Source organism: Gluconacetobacter liquefaciens, assembly GCF_003350405.1.
GTDB lineage: Bacteria > Pseudomonadota > Alphaproteobacteria > Acetobacterales > Acetobacteraceae > Gluconacetobacter > Gluconacetobacter liquefaciens.
In genome coordinates, this window is the sequence record NZ_QQAW01000001.1 from 89,256 (window position 1) to 115,097 (window position 25,842).

Below are 25,842 nucleotides of genomic sequence, written 5' to 3' on the forward strand. Positions count from 1 at the left end.
GCCTTCCGCACCATGTCGCGACAATAGAGCCCAGGAAATGACACCAAAAAAGAATTAAGAAAATATACCCTCGGCCGCTCGATCTGCGGGGAAACGCGATCAATCTCCAAATACGACCGTCTTGCTGCCATTCAGGATCACCCGGTCGTCCAGATGGCAGCGCACGGCGCGCGAGAGGACGCGCCGTTCGATATCACGCCCCTTGCGCACCAGATCATCAGGCGTGTCGCTGTGGCTGACACGTTCGACATCCTGTTCGATGATCGGCCCTTCATCGAGATCCGCCGTCACATAATGGGCCGTGGCGCCGATCAGTTTCACCCCGCGCGCATGGGCCTGATGGTACGGACGCGCACCCTTGAAGCCCGGCAGGAAGGAATGATGGATATTGATGCACTGGCCTGACAGCCGCGCGGACAGGGAATCCGACAGCACCTGCATGTAGCGGGCCAGCACGACCAGTTCCGAATTGGTCCGCTGCACGAGGCTCCATAATTCTTCTTCCTGTTCCGCCTTGTTGTCGCGCGTGACCGGCAGATAGTGGAAGGGGATGCCCCCCATGTCGATATGGGCGTAGGTCTCGCGCGGATGATTCGCGACGATCGCGGTCGGGATCATCGGCAGTTCGCCGATGCGCCAGCGATAGAGCAGATCGACCAGGCAGTGGTCGAATTTCGAGACCATCAGCAGGACCCGGCGGCGCACCGCGCGGTCATGCAGCGTCCAGTTCATGCGGAAGCGCGACGCCACGGCATCGAGCCGCGCCCGCAGCCATTGGGTACGCTCGGCATCGGCCGGGCCGGTGAAGACGACGCGCATGAAGAACACGCCGCTTTCGGTATCGTCGAACTGCTGGGCCTCGATGATATTGCCATCGGCTTCGTACAGGGTCGTGGCGATCGCCGCCACGATGCCCGGCCGATTGGGGCAGGACAGAGTGAGTGTCCACGTTGTCGGCCCCTGCGCCCGATGATCAGTCATGCCGGACAATCCACCAACAGAAGCTCCTGAAAACGCGCGTCCGATACCATAGGGGCCGCTCCCTGGAACTCAAGCCCCCCGGTTGCGTTCCGCCGGCGGTCGCACGGCCCGCCATGCGGCTTCCAGCGCATCGGCCATCGTATCGAACGGCGCGCTCCATCGGTCTGCCGGGCAATCGCCACTACCCGCCTCGCCGATCGCGGCCCGCCAGCGGGCGGCCTGCCCAGCATCCGGCAGGCGTTCGATCCGCACGATGCGGTCTTCGGGGATGCGCAACAGCAGGCGGGCCAGGCGTCGCTCCGGCGTCATGGGCGTTGCGTAATTATGAGACATCGGCCTTTCTCCCGACAGTGAAGCTGGGCCGTATGGCGGCACCGGGCAAGTGGTTTCGGTTGCATCGGAAGCCCCGACCGGTTTCAACAGTGGAACGCCCCCGGACCCTTCGTCCGCTCGCCATCCCCCACAGCAGCACCATATATAAGGAGTCCCCGTGTCCCCCTTTCCCGGAATTCTGCCCGACGAACCGATCGACAGTGTCGCTCACCTGATCCAGACCGCGCTGACGCCGATCTTCATGCTGTCGGGAATCGGCACGCTGCTGAACCTGTTCAACACCCGTCTGGCACGGGTATCGGACCATATCGAAAAGTCCAACGACGCGCTGGCAACGACGAAGGCCCCGACGGAGCGCCGCCATCTGCGCCAGCATATCCGGCACCTGCACCGGCGCACCCTGTTGCTCGATGCATCGATCCTGCTGGCCGCGGTCGGCGGAGCGGCCACCTGCGGGGCGGCCTTCGTGCTGTTTCTGGGCAGCCTGCGCGATTCCTCGGTGGCGTCCTGGCTGGTGGTGATGTTCGGCATGGCCCTGATCTGTACAGTGGGCGCGCTGGCCGCGTTTCTGTGTGACAGTCTGGCCGCATGGCATGGTCTGCGCATGACCACATCCTGGGCACGATCCACCCACCCGAAAGACTGAGCGATCGGCCGACAGGGGCCGGATTTCTTCATTACAAATATGACAGGCCACAAAATGGGCAATATGCCTATTTTGTGGCCTGTCCTGTCGGATTCAATAACCGGTCGCCCGCGCTCCGCACAAAAATTCGCCAGAAATGATCCGATTCGTTTTTCTGACTCGGGACAATAAACAAGGTGCTGTTTACGAAGTGAACAGACTATTCGTCCTATGGTTACTATGCGTTTTTTAACCATCAGGTCTCATGTTCATTTGTATTGCGAGAGATCCGATTTCGGTGTTGGTTCCGCACCCAACACCAACCTATAGGATTTCGGATAATGTTTATTCAGGAAATTGGCAACCTTGTCGCCAGTTCGATGGACGTCGCGTCGTTCCTCCCGCTCGTCGCATTCCTGCCGATCGTTGCCGCGCTGATGCTGGCCACTGCCGTCGCCGACCGCATCGCCTGATGCGGCGGCCATGGCGGCCAGTCTGTGTGACCTGCACCATGGCCTGCCTGACGGCGGGCATAGGGTCCGGCCTGAGTCGGATCTGGATGGTTTTCCATCCGCCTGGCGTGCTGTTTCCACGCCGCGCCTCGCCTAGCCCTGGATGACCGGCCTGGACTGATCCGGCTGGCTCTGTCCTGGGGGCGGGCCTTCCTTTGACCGAGACCTCCGCATGCCCCGGCCTGCCCGCGCCGTCGCTGTTACGGCGCGCTGTCGGTCGGGTCGATCGCGTAGGCAGAGAGGTCCAGCGTGCGGTGCATCACGCCCTGGGCGCGCAGGAAATCCATGAAAACGCGATAACGCCGGCCGTTGAGCAGCGCCGGTTGCTTGCAGACGCGCGGCAAGGTCGCCGTCCAGGCGGCGCGGTTTAGCGGTGTGTCGAGTTCCGGGTGGTCGTGAACCGCCTGGGCCAGGATCTCATCCGGGTGGTTCAGCAGGGCGTTGGTGCCTTCTTCCAGGGCCAGTATGAAGCGTACGATCTTCGCATCGCGGGCATGGTCGCGCGGGGCGAGAAAGATCAGTTCGTCATTCAGCGGAACGCCATGTTCCTCGGGATAGAACGCCACCGGGTCGAACCCCTTCTGCCGGAGGTCGATCAGTTCGTAGGTCCGGGTCGCGCCGATGACCGCATCGACCGAATGCGACATCAGGGCCTGTTCGAGTTGGAAATTGACGTTCACCTGCCGCACGTCGGACAGCGATAGACCGACCGACCCCAGCATCGCCGCCAGCACCGCGTCATCGACGCCGGCCATCGAGATGCCGATTGTCTTGCCTTTCAGATCCTTCAGGGATTTGAGGCCCGGTGCCGCGATCAGCGTATCCAATGGCGTGTCGATCATCGTGCCGACCCGTACCAGCGGAATGCCCTGGTCGGCGAGCATGCCGAGCTGGGTCTCGTAGGACACCGCCAGATCGGCCTGCCCCGCTGCCACCAGCCGCGCCGGCGATCCCGGGTCGGATGGTGCGATCAAGTGCACCTGCAACCCGTGACGGCGAAAGGCGCCGCTGTAATCCGCCGCCAGCAGGGCCGCGTGATCGGCGTTCAGGAACCAGTCGAGGATCACCGTGACCGTTTCGGGTGCGTCGGCTCGTGCCGTCGGAAGGCCGAGGAACAAACACGACAATATTATCAGCAGGCGGCGCAGGGTGATCATGGGGGCTCTCTCTTCTTCTTTTTCTGAAGAAAAAGAAGCAAAAAGACTTTTATCCGTTCAGGGACATCGTATGCCCCAGGCACAAGGCTCCTGAACGAATCAAAGTTTTTTGGTTCTTTTTTTCAAAAAAGAACGGTCTTCCATCACGGCGGTGTCGGACCGAACAGGCCGATATCAAGATGCTTGCCGGTCGAATAATTCAACCCCGAGACGCGCCCGAATTCGATCACATCCAGCCCATCGGCATGGAGACGGTCGCGGAATGCCGGCTCGTCCTTTCGGTCCACCAGCGCCAGGCCGCAGGCCCGGTTGTCGCGCAATACGTCTGCCGCCTCCTTCGGGCCGACCAGGACCGTGTTCTGGCCCACAAGAAAGACCAGACTGGGCTCGGAGAATGAGGGCGAGACGACCAGCGTATCGGGGCATGGCCGGTAATCATCGACCAGCGCCGCCAGGCGGGGGCTGAGCCAGATCGTCTTCAGCGCCGGCACCACCGTCAGGAACAGACCCACATGAATGATGATAGCGGCGGCGATAGCGGACATCGCCGCGTGCAGCATCTGGCGGCGGAACAGAAGCCGGGTGGCGATGACCAGTAGCGGCAGCGCACCGAGGGGTACCAGCAAAGAAGCCGGCACGATTTCATGCTCCAGCCGCCAGAGCAGAACCGGGCCAGCGACGGACAGGACAAGGCCAACCGCCAGCCATAATGCGCCATACAGCGCCAGCACTGCGCGGCCAGCGCGCGAGGCAGGCCAGCGCCAGCGATCGCGCGTGGTCACGATCGCCGCCGCCGCCAGCAGGGCGATGGCCGGGTAGGTCGGCAGGACGTAATGCGGCAGCTTGGTTGCGATTGCCTCGAACACCAGCCAGTGCGGCACGATCCAGCACAGTAGGAAGCGTACTGGCGGCGTGTGGCGCTGAGCCCAGACGAAGGGCAGCGCCAGAGCCGCGAAGAGCGATCCGGGCCAGAAAGCCAGTGCGAAGACCGCCAGATGATAACCCGGCGGCAGGCCATGCGCCTGCTGCCCGCTGGCGACCTTGCCGAGAAAATTGGTGCCCACGGCGCGCGAGAAGAAATCGCCATGGCTGACGACACCGATCGCGATGCACCAGGGCAGGACGATTGCCAGCATCACCAGCCATCCCCATGCCGGCCGCAATCGGCGCCACCAGTCGATGCGCCGTTCCACCAGTGCAAGGGCCAGCGGCGTGCCGAAGCCGGGAATCAGGACCACCGGACCCTTCAGCATCAGACCCGCCCCCAGCGCCACCCAATAAAGCAGGGCCGCCGAAACGGGAGTCGCCTGCCCCTTTTCACGGTCCAGGTAGGCACGCAGCAGGCCGGTTTCGGCCAGCAGGACCGTGAGCAGCAAGGTGCTGTCGATGGTGGCCATGCGGCCTTCGGCCGTCATCAGAACCGATACCGCCAGCAGAGCCGCCGCCAGCAGCCCGCTGGTGGGGCCGAACAATGTGGCGCCGATCCATGCCGTCAGCACCACCGAAGCCGTGGCCGCCAGTAGCGAGGGAATGCGGTAGGGCCACACCGCCCGACGGTCCAGCGTGCCGGAGGCGGCCACCGACGCAGCCTCCAGCCAGTAGATTCCGGCCGGTTGCAGATAGCGCGGCTTGTCCTGGAACCGGACATCGATGAAATCGCCGCTGCGCAGCATCTGCGCGCTGGCTTCCATATAGCGGGGTTCGTCGCGATCCAGCGGCGGCAGGCTTGCCCGCCCTGGAAGCAGGAGTATGAAGGTGCCCAGCGCGAGCAGAAGATAATGACGGACGGTCAGCCGTGTCATTCCGGCACGTCTCCTCGGGAAGGATCGGGATGGGGATGGGGAATGTCCGGGTGAGCGCGCCGAACCGGCCCCGCAGGCCGCTAGAGCAGATCCTGTTTGAATGCGTGCATTCAAGCAGGTGAAGATACTCGTGAAAACAATAAACTAGAGCATTTCCACCGAACCGGTTTTCGGTGGAAATGCTCTAGTGGCGGCGTTTGCAACAGGCTCTTAGCGTTCCGTGACCTGACGCGGTAACCGCGTGCGGTTGATCAGCCATATCACGCCGAGCAGATCCCGGAACCCGACCAGCGCACGATTGAAATTGGTATATTTGGACGATCCGTGCAGCCGGTTACGGTGTCGGACCGGTTGGCAGAGCAACGGCGTGCCATAATGGCCGAACAGCGCAGGCAGAAAGCGATGCACGCCTTCAAATTGCGGCAGGCGCAGGAAATCCGCTCGTCTGAACAGTTTCAGCGGTGCGCCGGTATCGGGGCATCCATCCCGCAACAGCCGCCGACGGAGACCATTGGCGAACCGGGTTGCCAGACGCCGCGACAGAGTGTCCTGCCGACGCAGCCGGACGCCGACGACCAGCGGTGCCGGGCCCTGGGCCTTCTGCGCCAGATCGAACATCCGGACGATTTCCATGGGATCATCCTGCCCGTCACCATCGAGGGTGGCGATCCACTGGCCACGCGCAGCCTCGACCCCTGTGCGTACGGCAGCGGACTTGCCGAGCCGGCGGTCGTGACTGAGGATGCGCAAATCGGGAAGGATGCCGTCGGTCCTGGCCGCGACCAGAGCATCGACGGTGCCGTCGGTACTGCCGTCATCGACGAAGATGATTTCGCATGGCGGCAGCGCGCGAGCGGCCTCGGCCAGTTCCACGCAGACCGGCCGGATATTCTCTGCCTCGTTCAGAACCGCTGCCACTATGGACAGGATCGGTTCGGAACGATCAGAAGTGGCGAGCGGGGCCAGTAACCCGGTTCCGCTCAGGCAGCGCGAGACGACAGAGCCGACGGCAGGTCGGCAATCGAACGGTCGACGATCTGCTGCCCGGTTTCGGCCGGCAGGGCAATCGTCAGCGCATCGCGCGTGGCCTGGACCGCCACATCAATCGCCACCTGGCGGACTTCACGCACCGCGCTGCGCTCGGACGCTGCGATACGATCGCGCGCCATCTGCTCGCGACGGGCCGCCACGGATTCTGCCTCGCGCTTCGCGTCCTCGGCAATCCGGCTGGCTTCGGCCAGCGAATGCTCCACCAAGGCGCGAGCCTCGGCCAGCGCCGTCTCACGCTCGCGCGTGGCATCCTCAAGCATCTGCTCGGCCTCGCGGCGCAGGCGTGCGGCTTCGTCGAGGTCGGCGCGGATGCGCTCGGCCCGCGCATCGAGAGCCGTGGCCAGCGGTGCCCAGATCTTCCTGCCGAACAGGATGAAGAAAAGGAAGAAGGCGACGGCCGTCCAGAAACGGGGTTCGTGCAGCATGATCTTGAACCTGTTCCTTACTGTGGCGCGATCAGAGGCCGCGCGCCGTGGCGGCGTGGTCCACCGTCCGGGCCACCACATCGGCGGGCGCCGATACACCGGTCACCTGACGCACCAGCGCCTGCGCTGTTTCATCCGCGATCTGGCGCAGTGACCCGAGAGCGGCCGTACGAGCGGCAGCGACGCGGGCTTCCGCCTCGTGAATCTCAATGGCCAGACGGGCGTTCATCTCCTGCGTCTGCCGCAGGGCGCTGAGGCGCGCGTCCTCGATCACCTTGTCGACATTCGCCTGCGCCTCGGCCATCGCGGTGCGACGGGCCTGGTGCAGTTCGTCCACCGCGCTATCGGCTTCGGCCTTGGCGCGACGGGCGATATCCAGATCGTTGTCGATCGTCTGGCGGCGGCTGGTCAGTACCGCTTCGACCTTCGGCAGCGCCGACCGGCTGAGCAGGACATACAGCACCAGGAAGATCACGGCGCCCCAGATCACCTGGCCGATGACGAGGGGGTTGGCGAAATCCAGCTGTGGCATGCCCGCGGCCCGCGCGCCCGGCGCAGCCATTACCATCACGGGCAAGGCCAGCGCGAGCGGCGTCGCGAGAGACGCCACCCGGCGGATGCTTGAGGCCGCGGAACGTGCCACGTTGGTCTCCGGTCTCAGACGAACAGGATCAGGAAGGCGATCAGCAGGGCATACAGGGCCACGGCTTCCGTCAGGGCGAAGCCGAGCATGCCCAGGCCGAACACGTGCGGACGCGCAGCGGGGTTGCGGGCGATGCTGCTGACCAGCGTGGAGAAGATGTTACCCAGGCCGATGCCGACGCCGGCGAGGGCGATAACGGCGATACCGGCACCAATTTCCCGGGCTGCAGCGATGTCCATAGCGAGGCTTTCCTTGTTTGGTTCAGGCGTTCAAAAGGGCTGGGGCGGCGTCGCGGTCAGTGCGCGACCGCCTCCCGCAGATAGATGCAGGTGAGGATCGCGAAGACGTAAGCTTGCAACGCACCCACCAGCAATTCGAGCGCCATCAGCGCGACATTGATGACCACGGGACCAACGGCGAGTGCATCGCCGATCAGTCCGAGCCCGGCCAGCATGATCGTGAAGGCAGCGAACATTTCCAGCATCACGTGACCGGCCACCATGTTGGCGAACAAACGGATCGACAGGCTCACGGGACGTGACAGGAATGAGAGGATTTCGATCGGCACCAGCAGCGGCGCCAGGGCCATCGGCGCGCCGGCGGGCATGAAATGCGCGAAGAATTTAGCGCCCTGCACCTTCAGCGAGACAATCACCGACAGCACGAATACCATCAGCGCCAGCGCAACGGTGACGGCGACATGGCTGGTGAAGGCGAAGGAGAAGGGCAGCAGGCCCAGGTAATTACCCGCCAGGATGAAGAAGAACAGCGTGAAGACGAACGGGAAGAACGCACGCCCTTCCGGACCGATCGTATCCACGGCCATGTTATGAATGAAATCGTAGCAGATTTCAGCGGCTGCCTGCAGGCGACCTGGTACCACGGCCTTGGGACGCATGCCAACATACAGAAATGCCAGCACCGCGACCGAGGCCACGATCATCATGAGGGGCGACTGACTGAAACGCAGTGCCTCGCCCAGGCCACCCAGAACGGGATGGAGCTCGAACTGACCCAATGCGTCGATGGTGGATCCGGCCGCCAACTTCGTCTTCCCTCTACCGTTCCGGCCCCGCATCCGGGCCCGGCTTGTCCTCCAGGGCATCCTACGGCCTGACGAGACGCCAGACATTCAGTACGCCCGCGGCCCCGCCCAGTAATGAAAACAGGATCAGGAACACCGGGCGACAGCCCAGCCAACGATCGAGCCCCCATCCCATCGCGACCCCGACGACCAGGCCAGCCACCATTTCGGTGCCAGCCCGCAGAACGGTGCCTACGGTGGTCATGTCGTTACCTTGCGACCCTGCCTCGGCTGGCCGGTTCGGATTATTCCGATCCATGGCCTGCTTTAGGCGCTTGTCGAAGGCGTGACGGGAGCTGTCCGTTTCCTTACCCAATTTTTACACCTCCAGGCAGGTGCAGGCGCTAGCTAACGATGCGGCAGAAACCTGTCAAGCAAACGCTTTTGTTTCGGGACGCGGAAAAGAGGCGCCCCTGCTCTGTCACGCATGGAATAGGTGACAGTTCCCGGCATGGCCGCCCCGGGGAAACAGATGACATCGCGTTAATGCAACGTGAGAATATCAGGCATGATTTTATTGCATAGATAACGACGGCGCTTTCCTGGGCTTCCCATTCCCCGAAACGCCAGTCTGACCTGGCTTTTACGGATGAACGCTGCCGCCGGGGATTTCGTCATAAGCCGCGCTGCCCGGGAAGGGACCTGCCACCGGAGCGGCGGCCGGAGCGACATGGACGGTTTGGCCCATCGCCGGACCGATTTCCCGGGCGTCGATCGCGGTCCCGAGCGCACTGGTGCTGCCATTGCCGACGGCGTGCAGGGTCTGGCCCGGTTTCAACCATGCGGCCAGGCGCGTGGCTTCCGCCGGTGCGAGGTGAATCACGCTATAATCCTGCATCACCGCGCCCACCAGCCGGCCATGCAGGCTGTAGAGCGGCGCGCGGACCGTGCCGTCCACCACGATATCCGGCCCGGACGTGGTGACCGGCAGCCGGGCGGATATTGTTTCGGCATCCTCGACCGCGCGGCCGCGCTGGTCCTCGATCTCGTAAGCGCGGACGATGGGCAGTTCGCGCCCGTGCAGGCCGCGTGCGGAAATCTTCTCGCCGGGCTTGACCAGGCTGGCCACGGCCAGCCCGAGTTCGTGTGAGCACAGGATTTCGGTACCGTCGGTGAGGATCAGGCCGTCGATATCGCCGCCCGGTGTCGGCAGATAGTGCGCCACGGTGCCGGTCGTGACCGGCAGCGGCGATAAATCATAGGCCGAGACCGGCTGGCTGGCAGCCATCGCCGGGCCGGCGATCAGGGCTGACAGACCGGCCACCGCCGGAAGAAGGTGGGAACGCCGCAAACTCGCCATGCCTGCTCTCGTCATCTGCCTGATCGTCTTTTTCAATCGTCCCGGAACGGATCCGCCGGGCGGGATAGTGAAGTCGATCCCGCCCGGCGCGACAATCCCCCGAGGAAGAGGATCAGTGCCGGAAGTGGCGCATACCTGTGAACACCATGGCGATGCCGGCACGGTCGGCGGCGGCGATCACCTCGTCATCGCGGATTGACCCGCCGGGCTGGATCACGGCCGTGGCTCCCGCCGCGATCGCGGCCTCCAGCCCATCGGCGAACGGGAAGAAGGCGTCGGACGCCACCACGCTGCCTGCCGTCAACGGCTGGTCGAGCCCTGCGGCGCGCGATGCGTCCGCCCCCTTGATCGCGGCGATGCGCGCGGAATCCACGCGGCTCATCTGGCCCGCGCCGATCCCGACCGTGGCCTGGCCCTTGGCGTAGATGATGGCATTCGACTTCACATGCTTGCACACGCGGAAGGCGAAGATCAGATCCGCCATTTCGGCCTCGGTCGGCGCGCGCTGCGTCACCACCTTCAGTTCGGCCGGGACGATGCGGCCGTTATCGCGCGTCTGGGCCAGGAAGCCGCCCGCGACCGAGCGGATGATCACGCCCCCTTCGGCCGGATCGGGCAGCGCGCCGGTCAGCAGCAGGCGCAGGTTCTTCTTGCGCGACAGGACCTCGCGTGCTTCGTCCGTCGCGTCGGGGGCCACGATCACCTCGGTGAAGATGGCGGCGATGCGTGTCGCGGCCTCGGCATCCAGTGTGCGGTTCAGGGCGACGATGCCGCCGAAGGCCGAGACCGGGTCGCAGCGCAGCGCCAGGTCCCATGCCGCCGACAGGCTGTCGGCGGTCGCGATGCCGCACGGGTTGGCGTGCTTGACGATGACGACTGCCGGCGCATCGAATTCCGCCACCGCCTCGAACGCCGCGTCGGTGTCGTTCAGATTGTTGTAGGACAACGCCTTGCCCTGGATCTGCCGCGCGGTGGCGACGCCGGGACGGTTGCTGCCATCGGCGTAGAAAGCCGCCTGCTGGTGCGGGTTTTCGCCATAGCGCAGGCTTTCCCGACGCTGGCCCGCCACCGTCAGGCGCTCGGGCAGCACGTCGCCGCGCTGGGCCGCGAACCAGGCGGCGATCGCGGCGTCATAGGCGGCGGTGCGGGCATAGGCCGCGCCAGCCAGCGCGCGCCGTGCTTCCAGCGTGGTGCCACCTTCCGACAGTGCCGTGATGATGGCGCCATATTGCGCCGGGTCGGTCAGGACCACGACATGATCGTGGTTCTTGGACGCGGCGCGGATCAGCGCCGGACCGCCGATATCGATATTCTCGATGCAGTCCTCGGCACCGGCACCGGAGGCCACCGTGGCCTCGAACGGGTAGAGATTCACCGCGATCAGGTCGATCGGCGCGATGCCGTGCTGCTCCATCTGCGCGACATGGGCCGGCAGGTCGCGGCGGCCCAGGATGCCGCCATGGATCTGCGGCACCAGCGTCTTGACCCGGCCATCGAGGATTTCCGGAAAGCCGGTATGGTCCGACACCTCGGTCACCTTCAGCCCGGCCTCGCGCAGGGCACGGGCCGATCCGCCGGTCGAGAGGATCTCGGCCCCATGCGCGATCAGGGCGCGGGCGAGGTCGAGTAACCCCGTCTTGTCGGAAACGGAAATCAGGGCACGGCGGACCGGCACGGGCGTCTGGGTCATCGTGGGGCGACCTTTCACGATTGGGCGGCAGGAAAGCCCGCGTCCTTAGTCCAACCTGGGCGGACGGAGCAACAGACGTGTGGGCGGGGCTGCCGTATCCGGAGGGAAGGTCTTTTGTTCTTTTTGCAAAAAAGAACCAAAAAACTCTGATCCGGTCGGGAGCCTTGTGGTCGGGACATGCGCTGTCCCTGAACGATTGAAAGTCTTTTTGCTTCTTTTTCTTCAGAAAAAGAAGAAACCTTTCCGCACCGTTTCGATCATGTCTCGCGCGATCGGCAAAGGCGCGCCATCCAGACTGACGACCGGCCGAACCGACAGGCTGTTGACCAGAATAGCCCCCCCAGCCAGATCATCCGGCATCAGCGAGGCTTCCGCGACCAGACCGGCTTCCAGCAACACGGCCCGCGCGATGCCGGGCAACGCGCCATCTGCGACCGGGGGCGTCAGCAAGCGCCGGTCACGCAGGGCGAGCACGGTGCTGACGGTGCTTTCGGCCACCTGGCCCGCGCCATTCAGAAGCAGTGCGTCGTCGGCGCCACGCTGCTCGGCTTCCAGTCGGGCCAGGATATTGGGCAGGTAATTCAGGGTTTTGATCCGCGACAGGGGAGAATGCGCGTCGCGCCTGATCCGGGTGCTGAGGATCAGGCGGGCTGGCCCCGGCGCTGGTGCGGCCGGAAAGGGTACGATCAGAAGCGTAGGATGCGGCCGGGGGGGCGGCAGAAGGCCACGCGGGCCACAGCCGCGCGTCAGCGTCAGGCGCAAGGCGCCTTCGTCCAGGGTGTTCCGGCGTATGACCTGATGCAGGGCATCCTCGATCGCGTCCAGGTCGGGTTCAGGGAACAGGAGTGCCGCCGCGCCGTCACGCAGTCGGTCGAGGTGACGCGAGAGATGGGCGATATGGCCGGCCGAGACTCGCATGGTCTCAAACAATCCGTCGCCCAGGGTGAGGCCGCGATCGGCGGGGTCGATCCGCGCCGCGTCCCGCGCGATCAGGCGGTCGTCGAGCCAGAGGAGATTCATGGTGCAGCCTCGGCCGGATGGTCTCCAAACAGGGCCAGAAGCGGAGCGATTTTCAGACACATTTCCGCGTATTCCCGCTGGGGGTCCGACAGGATCGTGATCCCGCCGCCCGCCGCCGCCACGATCGTATCGGGGGTCGCGGCCAGGGCGCGGATGATGACTGAACTGTCCATGGCACCGTCGGTTCCGATGCGGAAAACGATCCCGCAATAGGGTCCGCGATCCGTTTCCTCCAGTTCGTCGATGATGCGCATTGCCTGATGCTTCGGCGCGCCTGTCACCGATCCGGGCGGCAGGGAGGCGCGGAGCAGGTCGATCGCGTCCTGGCCCGGTGCGAGCGTCGCCGTGACCTCGGAGACCAGATGATGGACATGGGCGAAGGTTTCGACCGACAGCAGTTCCGGCACGCTGACGCTGCCGATCCGCGCCACGCGGCCAAGATCGTTGCGCATCAGGTCCACGATCATCAGGTTTTCCGCCCGCTCCTTGTCGTCGACGGCCAGGTCGGCGCGGAGACGGTCGTCCTGTTCGGGAGTGGTACCACGCGGGCGGGTGCCCTTGATCGGCCTTGTCCGCGCCACCCGATCGCGCCCCAGATGTACAAACCGCTCGGGGGAGGCCGACAGCAGGCTGAATGCCCCTCCGCAGGCCAGCCATGCACCGAACGGTGCCGGCGAGGCGCGGCGCAGCGCCCGGTAGATGTCGATATCGGCCAGATCCGGTGGCCGTCTGGCGACATGGCGACCGGTGATGTTGACCTGAAAGATTTCGCCGGCGGCGATCCGCTCGACCGCAGTTGCCACGGCGGCGGCATATCGGTCCGGGGTGCGGTCGGGCACAAATACGGCGTGCGGCAGAGGCGCGGGCAGCGGGGCCGGTGGCAGCGTGGCCCATTCGGCATGGAATGCGGCGAACAATTGATCCGCGTCCGGACGGATGGTCGCCAGATGCACCTGATGATGCATGCGATCGAACAGCAACGCATGGTCATACAGGGCTGCCGACAGGTCGGGCCGGATGGGATCGGGCTGGTGGCGGGTCGGGATTTCCTCGGCCCATTGCCCCACGCCGTACCCAGCAAACCCGATGACACCGCCGGCGAACGGCCACGGCCCGGTGTCCGCCACCGGAGCCTGAGCCAACAAGGCTTTTAGCGCCTGGAGAGGATCGGTGCCGGCTACGGGCACGCCTTCACGCCGGCAGATGCCGCCGCGCCAGTCCAACACATGAACGGGACGGCGGCACAGGATGATCCAGCGGGCGCGCGGACCGGGCTGGCCGCCGCTGTCCAGACAAGCCAGCCATGGCTCGTCCTGCCACGCCCACAGCACATCGTCCGGGTCTCGCCAAGGCAGGGATGTGGCCCTTACGATGCCGGCTGACCGGTCCATCGCCCTTACGCCCCGGTGGCGAAATCGTCGATCAGGTCCATGACCTCGGCGACGTCCGAGGCTTCCATCACCCGGTGGGCTAGGCGGCGGCAATCCTCGAAAGACAGGGCACGCACCGTCTTCTTGACCCGGGGCACGGCCGAGGCGGTCATGGAGAACGAGCGCAGGCCCAGGCCGATCAGCAGCGGCACCACGCGCGGGTCGCCTGCGATCTCGCCGCAGAGCGAAATGGGACGATACTGGCGCAGCGCGGCTTCGGTCGCGGCCTGGATCAGGCGCAGCACGGCCGGATGGAGCGGGTGGTAGAGCGACGCCACCTCGGCGGAGGCCCTATCCACCGCCAGTGTATACATCGTCAGGTCGTTGGTGCCGATGGCCAGGAATTCGGCCTCCTGCGCCAGCGCATCCCCCATGATGGCGGCGGCCGGGGTTTCGACCATGATGCCCAGCGGCGGCAGGCTGTCACCCAGCGGTATGCCCTTGCGGCGCAAGCGGCGGGCCACGCGATGATAAATCTCCCGCGCCTCGCGCAGTTCGGGCACGATCGTGACCATCGGCAGCATCACCCGGACCGGGCCGGCAACGGATGCCTTGAGGATGGCGGCGAACTGGGTTTCCAGCACGGCGGGATGACGCAGCAGCAGGCGCAGCCCGCGCATGCCCAGCGCGGGATTGATGGTGTCGCCTTCCTGGTTCAGCCCGGCACGCTCCAGGGCTTCGCTGTGCTTCTCGCCGCCCCAGTCCACGACGCGGATCGTGGTGGTATCGCCCGCCATCGTGCCGATGATCTCGGCATAGATCGCCGCCTGCCGGTCTTCGTCCGGCATGGCTTCGGCATTCATGAACAGGAATTCGGTGCGCAGCAGGCCGATGCCCGAGGCGCCGGACTGGGCGATCAGCGGCAGTTCGGCCGGCAGTTCCAGATTGGCCTGCAATTGCAGCTTCTCGCCGCTGGACAGGCGGGCAGGCAGACGGCGCAGGCGGCCCAGCGCCTGACGCTCACGCGCATGGTCGGCCACACCGCAGCGGGCGACCGACAGCGTCTCCTCGTCCGGGTCGATCACCACATGGCCGGTCGTGCCGTCCACCACCATGGTCGCGCCGTCGCGCGCACGCGCCGTAAGCCCGTGGGCGGCCAGCACGGTGGGAATGCCCAGTGCACGGAGCATGATGGCGGTGTGATCGGTTGACCCGCCCTCCTCGGTCGCGACCGCGACAATGCGCGAGGGATCGATCAGCGCCGCGTCGGCGGGGCGCAACTGCTCGGCCACCAGCACCGTGCCAGCAGGCACTGCGCTGAAGGAACGAAACGGCGCGCGGCCCAGATTGCGCATCAGGCGCTGGCCGATTTCACGAAACTCGCCGGCACGGCGCTGGGCGGCCGCGGCATCCTCGCCGCCGGATTGGGCTCCCTCCTGCAGCAGGGCCTGTGCCAAGCTCTCGGTTTCCTCGCGCACGGCCAGTTCGGCCGTGCGTCCGTCGCGGACGATCCGGTCGTGAATGCCGCGTTGCAGGCGCGAGGGGCCGAGCATCCGGCGATAGACTTCCAGCAGCGAGCCGATCTCGATCTGGCCGTCCTCGGGCAGGATCGCCAGCCGGTCGCGCAGCCGCTCGATCTGCCGCACCGAGCGTTCGATCGCCTCGGCCAGACGCGCCAGTTCATGGTCCGGGTCGTCGGTACGGGCGGAGGCGTCGATATCCGGCGTGGGACTTTCCAGCACCAGCATCGCCGGGCCGATCGCCACGCCACCGACCGTCGCATCGCCGCTCAGGCGGATTTCGGCTGTTGCCGTGGCCGCGCTCCGGGGGCGGCGCCGGCGGCGGGGAGGAACCTGGTCGGGGGTGTCAGTCGTCTTCATGGAAGCCAGCCTCGATCAGGGCCGTCAGGGCCTCGATCGCCGCATGGGCATCCCATCCGGTGGCCATCAGCGTCACGGATTCTCCGCGACCGGCCCCCAGCATCATCAGCCCCATGATCGAGCGCGCCGAGACCGTCTGGTCGCCACGCCGGACCTCGACATTCGCATCGAACTGTTCGGCCACCGTGACCAGGCGCGCGGCGGCGCGGGCATGCAGGCCCCGGCGATTGACCATCGTCGCCGTCACGGACAGGACATCGGGGTCCTCGGGGTCCAGCCCTCCGGGAGACATTTCGGTGCCGGACATGCGTCCTCAGCCGACCGATGCGGCGCGCTGCTCGCCCAGCAGGCAGCTCCGGGCACCGCCCAGGCATTGCGGCGGCAGGTGGGAGGCGGTGGAGATATATTTGCGCCCGGCCCCCTCGGCGAGGTCGGCGCATTCCTCCAGCGTATGGCCGTTGCGGATCTGCGCCAGCTTGACCAGCATCGGCACGTTGACGCCGGCCAGGACTTCGACCCGCGCGCTTTCCAGCATGGAGATCGACAGGTTCGAAGGCGTGCTGCCGAACATGTCGGTCAACAGCAGGACACCGTCGCCCGTATCGACGCCGGCAATCACCTTTTGCAGATCCACACGACGCAGCACCGGGTCGTCCCCGGCCTCGACGTTCAGCGTTGCGAGTTGTTCCTGCGGCCCGACCACATGCTCCATCGCGCGCCTGAGTGTCTCGCCCAACGCGCCATGGGTAACGAGGACCATACCGATCATGAAGAATATCGCCCTTCCACGACGTCCGTCACAGGCTCTTTCGGCCGGCTGGCCCACCGCCAACGATATCGGCCCTGCCGCGCCAGTTCACGATGCATGACGATGACCGACCATGCGCCCTGTCCGTCCGCCCCTGATGACGGGAGATCGGATGGCGCCGCGCCAATGTCAATACGATGCGTCTTTCCTGGCGTCTCGCATGTTCCCGCGCATTCCGCAAGACGCTCGGCCAGGGCCTCGACGATCGTGACCGAACGATGCCGGCCGCCCGAACAGCCGATGGCGATGGTGGCGTATTTCTTGCCCTCGCGCACGAAGCGGGGCAGCACCAGCCCCAGCATGCCGTCAATCTGGTCCAGGAAACGCGGATAGTCGGGATCGGCGGCGACATACGCCGCGACCTCGGGGTCCAGGCCGGTTTTGGCCGCCAGTTCGGCGACATAATAGGGATTTCGCAGGAACCGGGCGTCGAACACCATATCGGCCTCGCGCGGCAACCCGGCGGGAAAGGCGAAGGACATCAGCGCCACCGTCAGCCCGCCGCCCCGCCGGTCGGTGCCGGGAGCGAACCGCGTTTCGATCACCTGCCGTAATTCGGGAGGCGGAAGGTCCGAGGTGTCGATCACCATGTCGGCGGCCGCCCGCAACCGGGCGGTGAGTTCGATTTCAGCTTCGATCCCGTCCTTTACCGCACCGCGCATCGCCAACGGATGGCGGCGGCGGGTGGCGGTGTAGCGGCGCAGCAGCACGCTTTCCTCGGCGGTCGCGTAGATCAGTTCGGCCTGCAGGCCCGGATTGACGCGCAGGCGCCCCAGCGCGGCCATGACCGCCGCCGCATCGAACCCCCTGGTGCGCGAGTCCACGCCGATCGCCACCGGTTGTTCGGCGCGGGTCACGATTTCGTCCAACATGCCCAGCGGTGGATTGTCGATCACCTCGTATCCCAGATCTTCCAGGATGCGCAGGATCGACGATTTTCCCGCACCGGACAGGCCGGTAACCAGCAGGATGCGGCGCGGCGCCGGGGCTCCGTCGAGTGAAGAATCCGTCACGGGAAATCCTGGCTGAACAAGAGGCCGGACACCTTCGGGCACGGGAGCCGCCTGCAGATCAGGCGGGGCTCACAACACCGTCCCACACGCATGGGATACTGAAAGGGCCGACATGGGAAGCGGTATATGGATTACAATTGCTCGGAGGTTAAAATCTTGCAACGACCGGCCAGCCCGTCAAGGGCCAGGTTGATCCGCGCCACGGCGGAGGGAAGTGCCGGATCCAGCCGGATTTCCGGCAGGCCGGTCACAGGATCGTGCCACGATGCGGGCAGCCGGTCGGGTCTTTCCTCCGGCCTGACCAGCCTGACGACCAGGACCGCCTGGGCTTCGGCCACAAACGGCAGGCGGGCGATCCCCATGCCTCGGACCTCGAGCAGCCCGGCCAGGGCCGGCGGTGCCGAGACCCTGTGGCCCTCGAGAACCACGCGATCGTCGGCGACCAGATCGTAGCCGGCATCGACCAGCCGCAGCAGCAGGTCCGACTTGCCGATGCCCGACGGCCCCAGCAGCAGCACCCCCTGCCGGCCGCGCGCCGCGCAACTCGCATGGACCTGAACCTTTGGCGAGCGTAATTGTTCCATATCCGTTAAAATGGCCCCTGAGGGTTGAAATTCATCGTGAACTGAATATGACGATTTCGTTATTTTATGTCCGGGTTGGGAGATCACGCACGGTATGACGGACCAGGAGATCCATGTGCGGCACCTGACCGGAATCGATCCACGCAGCACGGGAAACCCGCCCAGCCTGAAGGACCAATGCCGCGTGGCGCTGGACCGTGGCGCCCAGGCTCTGGCACGCGATGGCTACCGACTGCAGGACGTGACACGCATTATCTTCATGATGCGTGACACGGACGGCTTTCCGTCCTGCTTTCCGCTCCTGCGCGATGCCTTCGGTACCGGACGGCCCGGTACCACCTTGCGCCTGGTGCCGGGATTCGACGATCCCGATACCCAGATCGAGATCGAACTTGTGGTCGGTCCCTCGCATTTTTGAGGGCCAGCCTGGAAAGACGCGCCGGTGAAGAGCCTCCGGATCGAGGCGCGCGTTCAGGCACTGAAACGTGTCAGCGTCGCTGCTGGAGGATACTGGCCAGCGTGAACAGGCGGCGGGCGGTTTCGTCATCCATGTCGATCTTGCCACGCAGACGTTCGACCATCAGTGCCGCGCCGTCATTATGCAGGCCTCGCCGCCCCATATCGATCGCCCGGACGCGCATCGTGTTTCCCTCGCTTACCGCTTCGTCGAAACTGTCGACCAAGAGAACGTAATCCTTGATCAGGCGGCGGAACGGGGTCAGCGAGATTCGGTAGATGCGCAGCGGCTTGTCCTGCGCGTTGCGCACATCGAAGACCAGTCCATTGGTCTGAACCGACAGATGCAGGATGAACGGTCCGGTCAGCCCCTCGGGTAGGAAACGGGCCGTCTGTTGCAGGTCGGCGATCGCCTGGTTGACGTCGTTCTGCCGCGCCCGGCTGGTTGTATGCGCGTTCTCGACATCTTCAAGGACGACGCGCGCCAGTACCGTGGGGTTGGTCGGGCCGCCGCCATGCGATGGGTTGTCGGGTAATGGATGCACTGACCCCCCTTTCCTGCCCCGGCTCGCTCCCGCAACGGGCGCCATGGTCGACGACTATAATACACGTCATGCGCGGCGCGGACATGAGGGACCGGAAGACAATGCTCCTGCCGAGTGATCGCCTCCGGTGCAAATCGGTTCAGATTTCAATCACAGGTCAGTGAAAGCGAACCCAGATGGGCAAATTTGACAGCGATCCGGGTCCCGGGGTCGACGAAAAGGGTGCCGGATCGCGATCCCGTCGTGACGATGGTGCCGGCGGCCAAACCGCCGGCGTAACGGGCAGCGTGCGACGCCAGCCATACCAGCAGGCGGATCGGATCGCCCGCCGCATTGCCTCCGACGTGATCGACAGCCACGCGACCGTCGATCGTGAGGGTGACCCGCTCTTCCATCGGCACCAGAGCGCGCCAGTCCGATATGCCCGGCCCCACGAACAGGGCACCATGGCTCTGCTGATCGGCCAGATGATCGAATACCGGCTGGCTGCCCGGCGTGACGAAACGGGTATCGATGATTTCGATGGCGGGATGCGCGGATTCGATCGCATCACAGACTTCGTGGGTCGTATAGGGCACGTCGCGGGGAAGCAGGGCCCGGCCGAAACGATAGGCGATTTCGGCTTCCACCCCGATCAGGCGGCACAGGCCGCGCGGCAGGGTATTCGTGGTATCGAACAGAGTCGAAGCGGCGATGGGCGCAGTGGCCGGTTCGGAATCCGGCGCTTCGGCCCCGACCTTCCAGCCGGCGATCCTGCCACCCAGTGCCCGCAGCGTCGCGTGCTGGATGCGATAGGCTTCATCCGCCGACGCGACATGATAGCCGTCGGGAAGGCATTCCAGAGGAGATGCCCCGGCCCGAACCCGAAGGAAGGCTTCATCGACCGACATCGTCACGCGTCCCCTGTCCGGAGCGTGCGACCGGCCTCCGGATGGCGATCGCGCACGGTCACAGCAAGGACTGCGACCGGCTAAGCACCATGTTGCAGACTTTCTGCGTCACCTGCTGCTTGAGGCCCTGCCCGGCCGACGCGAGCGAGAAGGTCTTGCCGTTGCCGGTATCCAGCAATCCGCGCTGGCCTGCCTGATAGGCGCTGTCGCCCTGACCGCTGATCCCGGCCTTCTGGCCGAGGGCATTCATGACCGGCGACGCGGTGCTGGCGCCGAGGAAATTGTTCTGCACGCAATAACCCAGAAGGCCGACCAGATTGCTGGACCCGGCGGAGGAGACTGACGGCAGGCCCATCGACCCCATCATGCCTTGCCCCATGTCCGACATGCCGGGCATTGAGGGCATCTGGGCGCGCGCCACGCTTGCGCCGGAAAGTGACGCAGCCGCCACGACGGCCGCGAATGACAAGGCAACGAAATGACGGCTCATGCACCACATCCTTTTTTTGGCTCCTGCCGAGCATAACCTGTCGATATGGCCAGAATATGAATGACGTTGCCCCGGCACGCGAACAAAATCCGAGGGTTCGGTCAGAATCCCGAATTGAACGCCAATGAATAGTAAAGCTGCCGGACCAGCGGCGTAAGCAGGTACTGAATCAGCAGCAGCAGCACCAGCGGGCTGAAATCCATGTTACCCGTGGCAGGCAGGATACTGCGGATCGGCCGCAATGCCGGCTCGGTCAACCGATTGAGGAACCGGCCGATGGACCAGACCATCTGGCTGCGAGTATCCAGGACACCAAACGCGTACAAAAAGCTGAACACGCAGGAAATGATGACCACCCATGTATAGAGCCTGATGATATTGAGCAGCAGACTGAAAATAAGCGTGAGCAACGTGATGATCCCTGCGTTGACGGGCGATAACTCTATCGAAGCCCACCGGAGCATACAACACCGGGCGGCACCAATCGCGCTTGACAAACATCCTGCACCCGCTATTTATCCACCCCGTCAGGCAGTGGGGCTGTAGCTCAGTTGGGAGAGCGCCTCGTTCGCAATGAGGAGGTCAGGGGTTCGATTCCCCTCAGCTCCACCACTTGCCTTGATAAGATCCTGTTTTTCCATATGAAAATATGAAGATGAAAATCGACTGATTGCTCGGTTTTCCGTCGTGCTGCGCGCAGCACCGTCGTTCGGTTCCGATAGAACGAGAAGCGGGTTTTCCAGAAAAATCCATGCATTCATGATCGCGGGCATCCTGGTGAGAGCAACACCATGGGACGACGCTAACAGGCACACTCGCGCTTTTTTTATCGGGCAATGATAGCGCCAGCATCATGACCCTGATGAAGTCTCTTCCACCAGAAAAAAACCGGAAGGTCGCTTATTCGTTGCAAGATACCGTGTCCACGGGAGCAATGAGCGCCCCATCACACTCTTGGTAAAACAGAATTTGGATGACATGAAACAAATCACCACCATGGCGGCGATACTGGTCCTGTCGGGATGTGCGGCGACCGAAAAATCCAGGCAAGTGGGCATGCCCAACCCTGCTTCGACCTACTGTGTGAAACAGGGGGGCACGCTGGAGATCAGAACGGAGCCCGGCGGGCAGGTCGGCTACTGCCATCTTCCCGACGGCCGCGTCGTCGAGGAATGGACGTTGTTCCGCAGCGCACGGCGCTGAGAAAAGACTCTTGTGAAAACGTTTTCTAAAATCACAAGATTTCATTTTTCTTCAGGGAAGATTCCACCTTCAACGGGAGCCAGAAGATCCGGCCCGTCGTGTCCCACCTTGTTGATCCGTGTTCCGACGCGCCATGCCTGCAACATGTCGACCGGCGCCGGGACCAGCAATTGTTCCGCGATCGCAGGTGAGGCATCGAACCACGCATCGCGATCCTGATCCGCGATGATGACCGGCATCCGGTCATGGATGGAACGGGTCGCCGCGCTGGCCTGCGTGGTCACGATGGCGAAACTGCGCAGGACATCGCCCTCATATTCCCAGGATTCCCAGATTGCGGCCAATGCCAGCGGCTTGCCGTCGCGCCGGGCGAAAGCCCAGGGTTGCCGGGGTGGCGGGCCGGACTGCCATTCGTAATAAGCCGTTGCCGGTACCAGGCAGCGGCGTGAGCGAAAAGCGGCGCGGAACATGCCCGACGTGGCGACGGTTTCCGCCCTGGCATTGATCGGCTGCCGGCCCATGTCGTGCGCCCAGTTGGGGACCAACCCCCATAACAGCAGATCCAGCCGGAGATTATGACTGACCGGGTGACGACGCACCACCGCCACGGGTTGGCGCGGCGCGATATTCCACGAAGGTAGCCAGTCAGGCGCGGGGCCGGCGAGATGGAAAGCCTGCCGCATGCGCTCCAGCGACAGCGCATTGGCGAAACGCCCGCACATCGTTCAGGCGGATGCGGATTTCGGGTCGACGGTAACCGACCACGATCCATGCCATTCCTTGCCCGGACCGATATGCAGAAGGCCCGGCTTGTTCGTAAATTCGCCTGAAAATGCTTGAGGTGTTGAAAACCCATGCCAGGGTTCGATGCACAGGAAATCGGCCCCCGGCTTTGTCCATAGTCCCAGTTCGCGGAAGCCTTTCCAGGCGAGTGTTACGCCGGTTCCATCCGGAGCATGGAAACTTACCCTGTGGCTGGCCGGATCATCCATGATGATGGCATCATCCGTGAACAGATCATCGGATAAAGCCAGCGTCTGACCGACGATCGGTGTGGGAAAAGGTTCGGGCTGGAGCAGGCCGCCGGCGATCCGCCGGATCGGCTCGGGTTCGGGCCGTTCGAATGTCAGCACATGATCCTGCTTCGCCACGCCCTGCCGCTGCGGCCAGGCAAAGGCCGGGTGCGCGCCCAGTGAGGCCGGCAGGACCTGCGTCGGGTCGGGATTGTGCAGGCGATAGCGCACATGCAGCGTATCGCCCTCGGCCTGATAATCGAGCGCCAGTACGAAACGGAACGGAAAAATCGTGCGGCTGTCAGCATCATCGGTCAGGAGCAGCGTGCATCCGTCGGCGCGGCGATCCTGCCATGTGAAGGCCCGGTCACGCGCGAAACCGTGCTGGGTCATGTGATAAGGCCGGCCATCGATCCAGGCCGTGTCGTCCGGCAGGCGGCCGACGATGGGAAACAGCACCGGCGAGCGCCGCGGCCACGCCGGCAGGCCAGACCACAGACGCTCCTGCCCTGCCCCGTCGGCCAGCGACTGCAATTCGGCGCCCTGTCCGGCAACGCGAGCTGTAATCCGGCCCGAACTGAAGACATGATCCGTCATCGCGTTTCCTCCATATGCCGGCCCGCATATTTCCGATCAGAACGGGCGGACAATCACCATGATCACCACGACAGCCATCAGAATGGTCGGAATTTCATTTGCTGCACGATAGAAATTTTCCGGCCGCGTGTTTCTGTCCTCGGCGAAGGTCCGCCGCCAGCGCGCGCATGCGCCATGAAAGCCGGCTAGGCCCAGCACTGAGACAATCTTGAGATACCACCAGCCGGCATGCCAATCGACTGTGCCGGGTGTGAGCACCAGCAGGGTGCCGAACAGAAAAGTGCTGATCATGGCCGGGTTCATGATCTGGCGCAGCAATTTGCGTTCCATGACCTTGAAACGTTCGCTCTCGGCGGAACCGGGCTGGGCCTGGCAGTGATAGACGAACAGACGGGGTAGATAGAACATGCCCGACATCCACGCGATCAGCGACATCACGTGCAGCGCCTTGAACCATGCCAGCCAGGGCAGGAAACCCAGGATCAAGACCGGCCCCCATGATGCCCTGCCTGCGCAGCCTGAATCCGCTCCAGGAACGGGGCGAATTCCGACAGGTGCCCGATCCGGAACAGGCCCGGCCAATCCGGGGCCGGAAGGTCGAGCGGGCGTAGCAGCACGCAGGCCATGCCGGCGGCCCGCGCGGCGTTGGCGCCGGTATCGGTATCTTCCAGCACGACGCATTCGTCCGCCGGTACGCCTTCGGTTTCCGCCGCGTGCAGATAGACGGCCGGATCCGGCTTCGGCTTGCCCATGTCCCGCGCCGAGTGAACCCGGTCGGCCACGAACCGGTCCAGCCCGGTACGGGCGAATTTCACGTCCATCTCGGCGATCGAGGAATTGGAACCGACGCGAACCGGCAGGTCGAGCCCGATCACCGCCGTCAGCATGTCGTGCGCGCCGTCGATAACCCGCGCTTCTTCCCGCATCAGGTCGACCAGTTTGTATTGCACGATCGTCGCCCAGTCGTCGGGCAGCTTGCGGCCGGTTTCCGCCTCTGCCTCGACCTTGATGCGGGTCAGGGCCCGTCCGGCCAGGCGCTGCACGGCTTCCTCGTCGTCATAGTCCAGGCCGATCTGGCGCAATTCCTGCGCCACCAGCCGGCAGGACGGCCCTTCGCTGTCGATCAGCACGCCGTCGCAATCGAAGATCACCAGACGAAGTCGTCCATCGGGCCGAACGGCCTTCGGCAGCGCGACGGGCGTCATTGCCCGATCTCCCGGACCGCCCTGACCAGTTCGCCCACATGCTCGGGCGGCGTGGCGGGCACCACACCGTGGCCGAGATTGAAGACGTGGGGCCGACCTTTCATCGCATCGCGGATCGCACGGGCTTCCTGCGTCATCGCGTCGCCGCCCGCCAGCAGCAGCAGCGGGTCGAGATTGCCCTGGAGTGTGATGTTGTCGGGCAGCAGGCGGCTCATCGCTGTCATGTCGGCGCCGGTATCCAGCGCAAGCACCCGCACGCCGGTTTCACGCGCATATTCGGTCGCCATTACCCCGGCCAAGCGCGGGAAGCCGATTACCGGCACGCCCGGCCGGCGGGCATGGATTTCCTGCACGATGGCACGGGTGGGGGCTATGACGTGGCGGCGGAACTGGTTTGGCGGCAGCAGACCCGACCAGCTGTCGAACAGCATCACCGCCTCGGCTCCCGCGTCGATCTGCGCAACCAGCATATCGGCTGTCGCTTCGGTCAGGCGCGCCATCAGGCGGTCGAACAGCAGCGGATCGGCATAGGCCATGCCGCGTGTCGCATCGAATTCCCGCGATCCATGGCCTTCGACCATATAGCACGCGACCGTGAACGGTGCGCCGGCAAAGCCCAGCAGCGTTGTGCGGCCACCCTGCGCGGCACCGATCGTGTCCGGACCGTCGAGGATGCCGCGCAGGCGCGTCAGGGTTTCCATGACCGGTGCCGTGGCCTCGGGCACGCGCTTCGGGTCCAGGCGGTCGAGATCGGCCTGGCTGCGGATCGGGCCGAGAACTGGCCCGGTGCCGTGGACGAATTCCAGCGACTGCCCCATTGCCCAGGGCAGGATCAGGATGTCGGAGAATAGGATCGCCCCGTCCATGGCGTAGCGCCGGATCGGTTGCAGGGTGATTTCGGTTGCCAGATCGGGAGTCATGCAGCGGGTGATGAAATCCGCCTTGTCGCGCAGGGCGCGGAATTCCGGCAGGTAGCGCCCCGCCTGGCGCATCAGCCAGAGCGGCGGCGGCCACACGGCCTCGCCCTGTAGGACCCGCAGGAGGGGTTTGCCTGTTTCCGTCATCGCCTGTCCGCCGTCAGATCGTTCATTGCGGGACTATCCCGTACTTTTGTCGGGGATGACAGGACCGCATGGCGAGGTCCGGTACGCCATCACCGGATTTCG

At 64.7% G+C, this 25,842-nt stretch carries 32 protein-coding genes and 1 tRNA gene; 5 read left to right on the forward strand and 28 right to left on the reverse strand.

Features of this window, described 5'->3' with window-relative positions:
• Window positions 1-99: 99 nt before the first annotated feature.
• Entirely contained in the window at window positions 100-981 is an 882-nt protein-coding gene (purU, locus tag C7453_RS00395) for a formyltetrahydrofolate deformylase (RefSeq protein WP_114725028.1), read from the reverse strand.
• Between the two features lie 69 nt (window positions 982-1,050).
• Window positions 1,051-1,314: a hypothetical protein gene (locus C7453_RS00400; RefSeq protein ID WP_114725030.1), complete on the reverse strand. Its 264-nt coding sequence runs from the start codon at window positions 1,312-1,314 to the stop codon at window positions 1,051-1,053.
• Window positions 1,315-1,471: 157 nt separating this feature from the next.
• Between C7453_RS00400 and C7453_RS00405 the strand changes: the two genes are divergently transcribed.
• Together C7453_RS00405 and C7453_RS19555 are read left to right on the forward strand one after the other, a co-directional pair.
• A complete protein-coding gene (locus tag C7453_RS00405) occupies window positions 1,472-1,960 on the forward strand; it encodes a DUF2721 domain-containing protein (protein ID WP_114725032.1) in 489 nt (162 codons plus the stop codon).
• Between the two features lie 320 nt (window positions 1,961-2,280).
• Window positions 2,281-2,412 (forward strand): hypothetical protein, encoded by a 132-nt coding sequence (locus C7453_RS19555; protein ID WP_255318197.1) that lies wholly within the window; start codon window positions 2,281-2,283, stop codon window positions 2,410-2,412.
• 239 nt (window positions 2,413-2,651) lie between these two features.
• Here the strand turns inward: C7453_RS19555 and C7453_RS00410 are convergent, their stop codons facing one another.
• From C7453_RS00410 to C7453_RS00490, 17 genes are all read right to left on the reverse strand, one after another.
• Window positions 2,652-3,608 (reverse strand): ABC transporter substrate-binding protein, encoded by a 957-nt coding sequence (locus C7453_RS00410; RefSeq protein WP_114725034.1) that lies wholly within the window; start codon window positions 3,606-3,608, stop codon window positions 2,652-2,654.
• A 143-nt stretch (window positions 3,609-3,751) separates the two neighbouring features.
• Complete coding sequence (locus C7453_RS00415) at window positions 3,752-5,410, reverse strand: ArnT family glycosyltransferase (RefSeq protein WP_114725036.1); 1,659 nt, start codon at window positions 5,408-5,410, stop codon at window positions 3,752-3,754.
• Window positions 5,411-5,620: 210 nt separating this feature from the next.
• On the reverse strand, window positions 5,621-6,394 hold the full coding sequence (locus C7453_RS00420; RefSeq protein ID WP_371858493.1) for a glycosyltransferase family 2 protein: 774 nt from the start codon (window positions 6,392-6,394) through the stop codon (window positions 5,621-5,623).
• Window positions 6,391-6,885, reverse strand: coding sequence for a F0F1 ATP synthase subunit B family protein (locus C7453_RS00425; protein WP_114725040.1), 495 nt, complete (start codon window positions 6,883-6,885; stop codon window positions 6,391-6,393). The genes C7453_RS00420 and C7453_RS00425 overlap by 4 nt, the downstream gene beginning before the upstream one ends.
• A gap of 31 nt (window positions 6,886-6,916) precedes the next feature.
• Entirely contained in the window at window positions 6,917-7,528 is a 612-nt protein-coding gene (locus C7453_RS00430) for a F0F1 ATP synthase subunit B family protein (RefSeq protein ID WP_114725042.1), read from the reverse strand.
• A 14-nt stretch (window positions 7,529-7,542) separates the two neighbouring features.
• Window positions 7,543-7,767, reverse strand: coding sequence for an ATP synthase subunit C family protein (locus C7453_RS00435; protein WP_012224283.1), 225 nt, complete (start codon window positions 7,765-7,767; stop codon window positions 7,543-7,545).
• Window positions 7,768-7,823: 56 nt separating this feature from the next.
• The gene (locus tag C7453_RS00440; protein WP_114725044.1) at window positions 7,824-8,573 is read right to left on the reverse strand and encodes a F0F1 ATP synthase subunit A; all 750 of its coding nucleotides are present in this window, start codon (window positions 8,571-8,573) and stop codon (window positions 7,824-7,826) included.
• A gap of 61 nt (window positions 8,574-8,634) precedes the next feature.
• Window positions 8,635-8,928 (reverse strand): AtpZ/AtpI family protein, encoded by a 294-nt coding sequence (locus C7453_RS00445; RefSeq protein WP_114725047.1) that lies wholly within the window; start codon window positions 8,926-8,928, stop codon window positions 8,635-8,637.
• Window positions 8,929-9,195: 267 nt separating this feature from the next.
• The gene (locus C7453_RS00450; protein ID WP_114725049.1) at window positions 9,196-9,912 is read right to left on the reverse strand and encodes a hypothetical protein; all 717 of its coding nucleotides are present in this window, start codon (window positions 9,910-9,912) and stop codon (window positions 9,196-9,198) included.
• Between the two features lie 112 nt (window positions 9,913-10,024).
• Window positions 10,025-11,602, reverse strand: a complete 1,578-nt coding sequence (gene purH, locus C7453_RS00455) for a bifunctional phosphoribosylaminoimidazolecarboxamide formyltransferase/IMP cyclohydrolase (protein WP_114725050.1) — start codon at window positions 11,600-11,602, stop codon at window positions 10,025-10,027.
• A gap of 222 nt (window positions 11,603-11,824) precedes the next feature.
• Window positions 11,825-12,622 (reverse strand): aminotransferase class IV, encoded by a 798-nt coding sequence (locus C7453_RS00460; RefSeq protein WP_114725052.1) that lies wholly within the window; start codon window positions 12,620-12,622, stop codon window positions 11,825-11,827.
• Window positions 12,619-14,013 carry an anthranilate synthase component I family protein gene (locus C7453_RS00465; protein WP_114725054.1) on the reverse strand — a complete coding sequence of 465 codons (1,395 nt, stop codon included), beginning with the start codon at window positions 14,011-14,013 and terminating at the stop codon, window positions 12,619-12,621. The genes C7453_RS00460 and C7453_RS00465 overlap by 4 nt, the downstream gene beginning before the upstream one ends.
• Window positions 14,014-14,018: 5 nt before the next feature.
• Window positions 14,019-15,872, reverse strand: coding sequence for a phosphoenolpyruvate--protein phosphotransferase (gene ptsP, locus C7453_RS00470; protein ID WP_114725056.1), 1,854 nt, complete (start codon window positions 15,870-15,872; stop codon window positions 14,019-14,021).
• Window positions 15,859-16,179, reverse strand: a complete 321-nt coding sequence (locus C7453_RS00475) for an HPr family phosphocarrier protein (RefSeq protein ID WP_114725058.1) — start codon at window positions 16,177-16,179, stop codon at window positions 15,859-15,861. The genes ptsP and C7453_RS00475 overlap by 14 nt, the downstream gene beginning before the upstream one ends.
• A 6-nt stretch (window positions 16,180-16,185) precedes the next feature.
• Window positions 16,186-16,641, reverse strand: coding sequence for a PTS sugar transporter subunit IIA (locus tag C7453_RS00480; RefSeq protein WP_114725060.1), 456 nt, complete (start codon window positions 16,639-16,641; stop codon window positions 16,186-16,188).
• Window positions 16,638-17,693: an RNase adapter RapZ gene (gene rapZ, locus C7453_RS00485; RefSeq protein ID WP_114725062.1), complete on the reverse strand. Its 1,056-nt coding sequence runs from the start codon at window positions 17,691-17,693 to the stop codon at window positions 16,638-16,640. Before rapZ ends, C7453_RS00480 begins: the two co-directional genes overlap by 4 nt.
• Window positions 17,694-17,824: 131 nt before the next feature.
• Window positions 17,825-18,277, reverse strand: coding sequence for an HPr kinase/phosphorylase (locus C7453_RS00490; RefSeq protein WP_114725064.1), 453 nt, complete (start codon window positions 18,275-18,277; stop codon window positions 17,825-17,827).
• A 94-nt stretch (window positions 18,278-18,371) separates the two neighbouring features.
• On the opposite strand from C7453_RS00490, the gene C7453_RS00495 reads away from it, so the two are divergent.
• A complete protein-coding gene (locus C7453_RS00495) occupies window positions 18,372-18,695 on the forward strand; it encodes a RidA family protein (RefSeq protein WP_114725066.1) in 324 nt (107 codons plus the stop codon).
• A gap of 70 nt (window positions 18,696-18,765) precedes the next feature.
• Here C7453_RS00495 and C7453_RS00500 read toward each other — a convergent pair whose 3' ends face one another.
• The 4 genes from C7453_RS00500 to C7453_RS00515 form a co-directional block, all read right to left on the reverse strand.
• Complete coding sequence (locus tag C7453_RS00500; protein ID WP_245948662.1) at window positions 18,766-19,278, reverse strand: UPF0262 family protein; 513 nt, start codon at window positions 19,276-19,278, stop codon at window positions 18,766-18,768.
• Window positions 19,279-19,424: 146 nt separating this feature from the next.
• Entirely contained in the window at window positions 19,425-20,168 is a 744-nt protein-coding gene (locus C7453_RS00505; RefSeq protein WP_114725070.1) for a 2-keto-4-pentenoate hydratase, read from the reverse strand.
• 58 nt (window positions 20,169-20,226) lie between these two features.
• The gene (locus tag C7453_RS00510; RefSeq protein WP_114725072.1) at window positions 20,227-20,658 is read right to left on the reverse strand and encodes a YjjA family protein; all 432 of its coding nucleotides are present in this window, start codon (window positions 20,656-20,658) and stop codon (window positions 20,227-20,229) included.
• A gap of 101 nt (window positions 20,659-20,759) precedes the next feature.
• A complete protein-coding gene (locus C7453_RS00515; protein WP_245948664.1) occupies window positions 20,760-21,068 on the reverse strand; it encodes a YggT family protein in 309 nt (102 codons plus the stop codon).
• Window positions 21,069-21,194: 126 nt separating this feature from the next.
• Here C7453_RS00515 and C7453_RS00520 point away from each other — a divergent pair.
• Window positions 21,195-21,270, forward strand: a tRNA-Ala gene (locus C7453_RS00520).
• A gap of 366 nt (window positions 21,271-21,636) precedes the next feature.
• Window positions 21,637-21,861, forward strand: a complete 225-nt coding sequence (locus C7453_RS00525; RefSeq protein WP_114725076.1) for a putative hemolysin — start codon at window positions 21,637-21,639, stop codon at window positions 21,859-21,861.
• 41 nt (window positions 21,862-21,902) lie between these two features.
• On the opposite strand, the gene C7453_RS00530 is transcribed toward C7453_RS00525, so the two are convergent.
• From C7453_RS00530 to hemE, 5 genes are read right to left on the reverse strand one after another with little or no spacing between them, the layout of a single operon-like run.
• Window positions 21,903-22,583 carry an SOS response-associated peptidase gene (locus tag C7453_RS00530; RefSeq protein ID WP_114725078.1) on the reverse strand — a complete coding sequence of 227 codons (681 nt, stop codon included), beginning with the start codon at window positions 22,581-22,583 and terminating at the stop codon, window positions 21,903-21,905.
• 3 nt (window positions 22,584-22,586) lie between these two features.
• Window positions 22,587-23,471 (reverse strand): aldose 1-epimerase family protein, encoded by an 885-nt coding sequence (locus tag C7453_RS00535; protein WP_114725080.1) that lies wholly within the window; start codon window positions 23,469-23,471, stop codon window positions 22,587-22,589.
• A gap of 36 nt (window positions 23,472-23,507) precedes the next feature.
• A complete protein-coding gene (gene hemJ / locus C7453_RS00540) occupies window positions 23,508-23,957 on the reverse strand; it encodes a protoporphyrinogen oxidase HemJ (protein WP_114725082.1) in 450 nt (149 codons plus the stop codon).
• Window positions 23,954-24,676: an HAD family hydrolase gene (locus C7453_RS00545; protein ID WP_114725084.1), complete on the reverse strand. Its 723-nt coding sequence runs from the start codon at window positions 24,674-24,676 to the stop codon at window positions 23,954-23,956. The genes hemJ and C7453_RS00545 overlap by 4 nt, the downstream gene beginning before the upstream one ends.
• Window positions 24,673-25,740, reverse strand: coding sequence for a uroporphyrinogen decarboxylase (gene hemE / locus C7453_RS00550; RefSeq protein ID WP_114725086.1), 1,068 nt, complete (start codon window positions 25,738-25,740; stop codon window positions 24,673-24,675). The genes C7453_RS00545 and hemE overlap by 4 nt, the downstream gene beginning before the upstream one ends.
• Window positions 25,741-25,842: the final 102 nt, after the last annotated feature.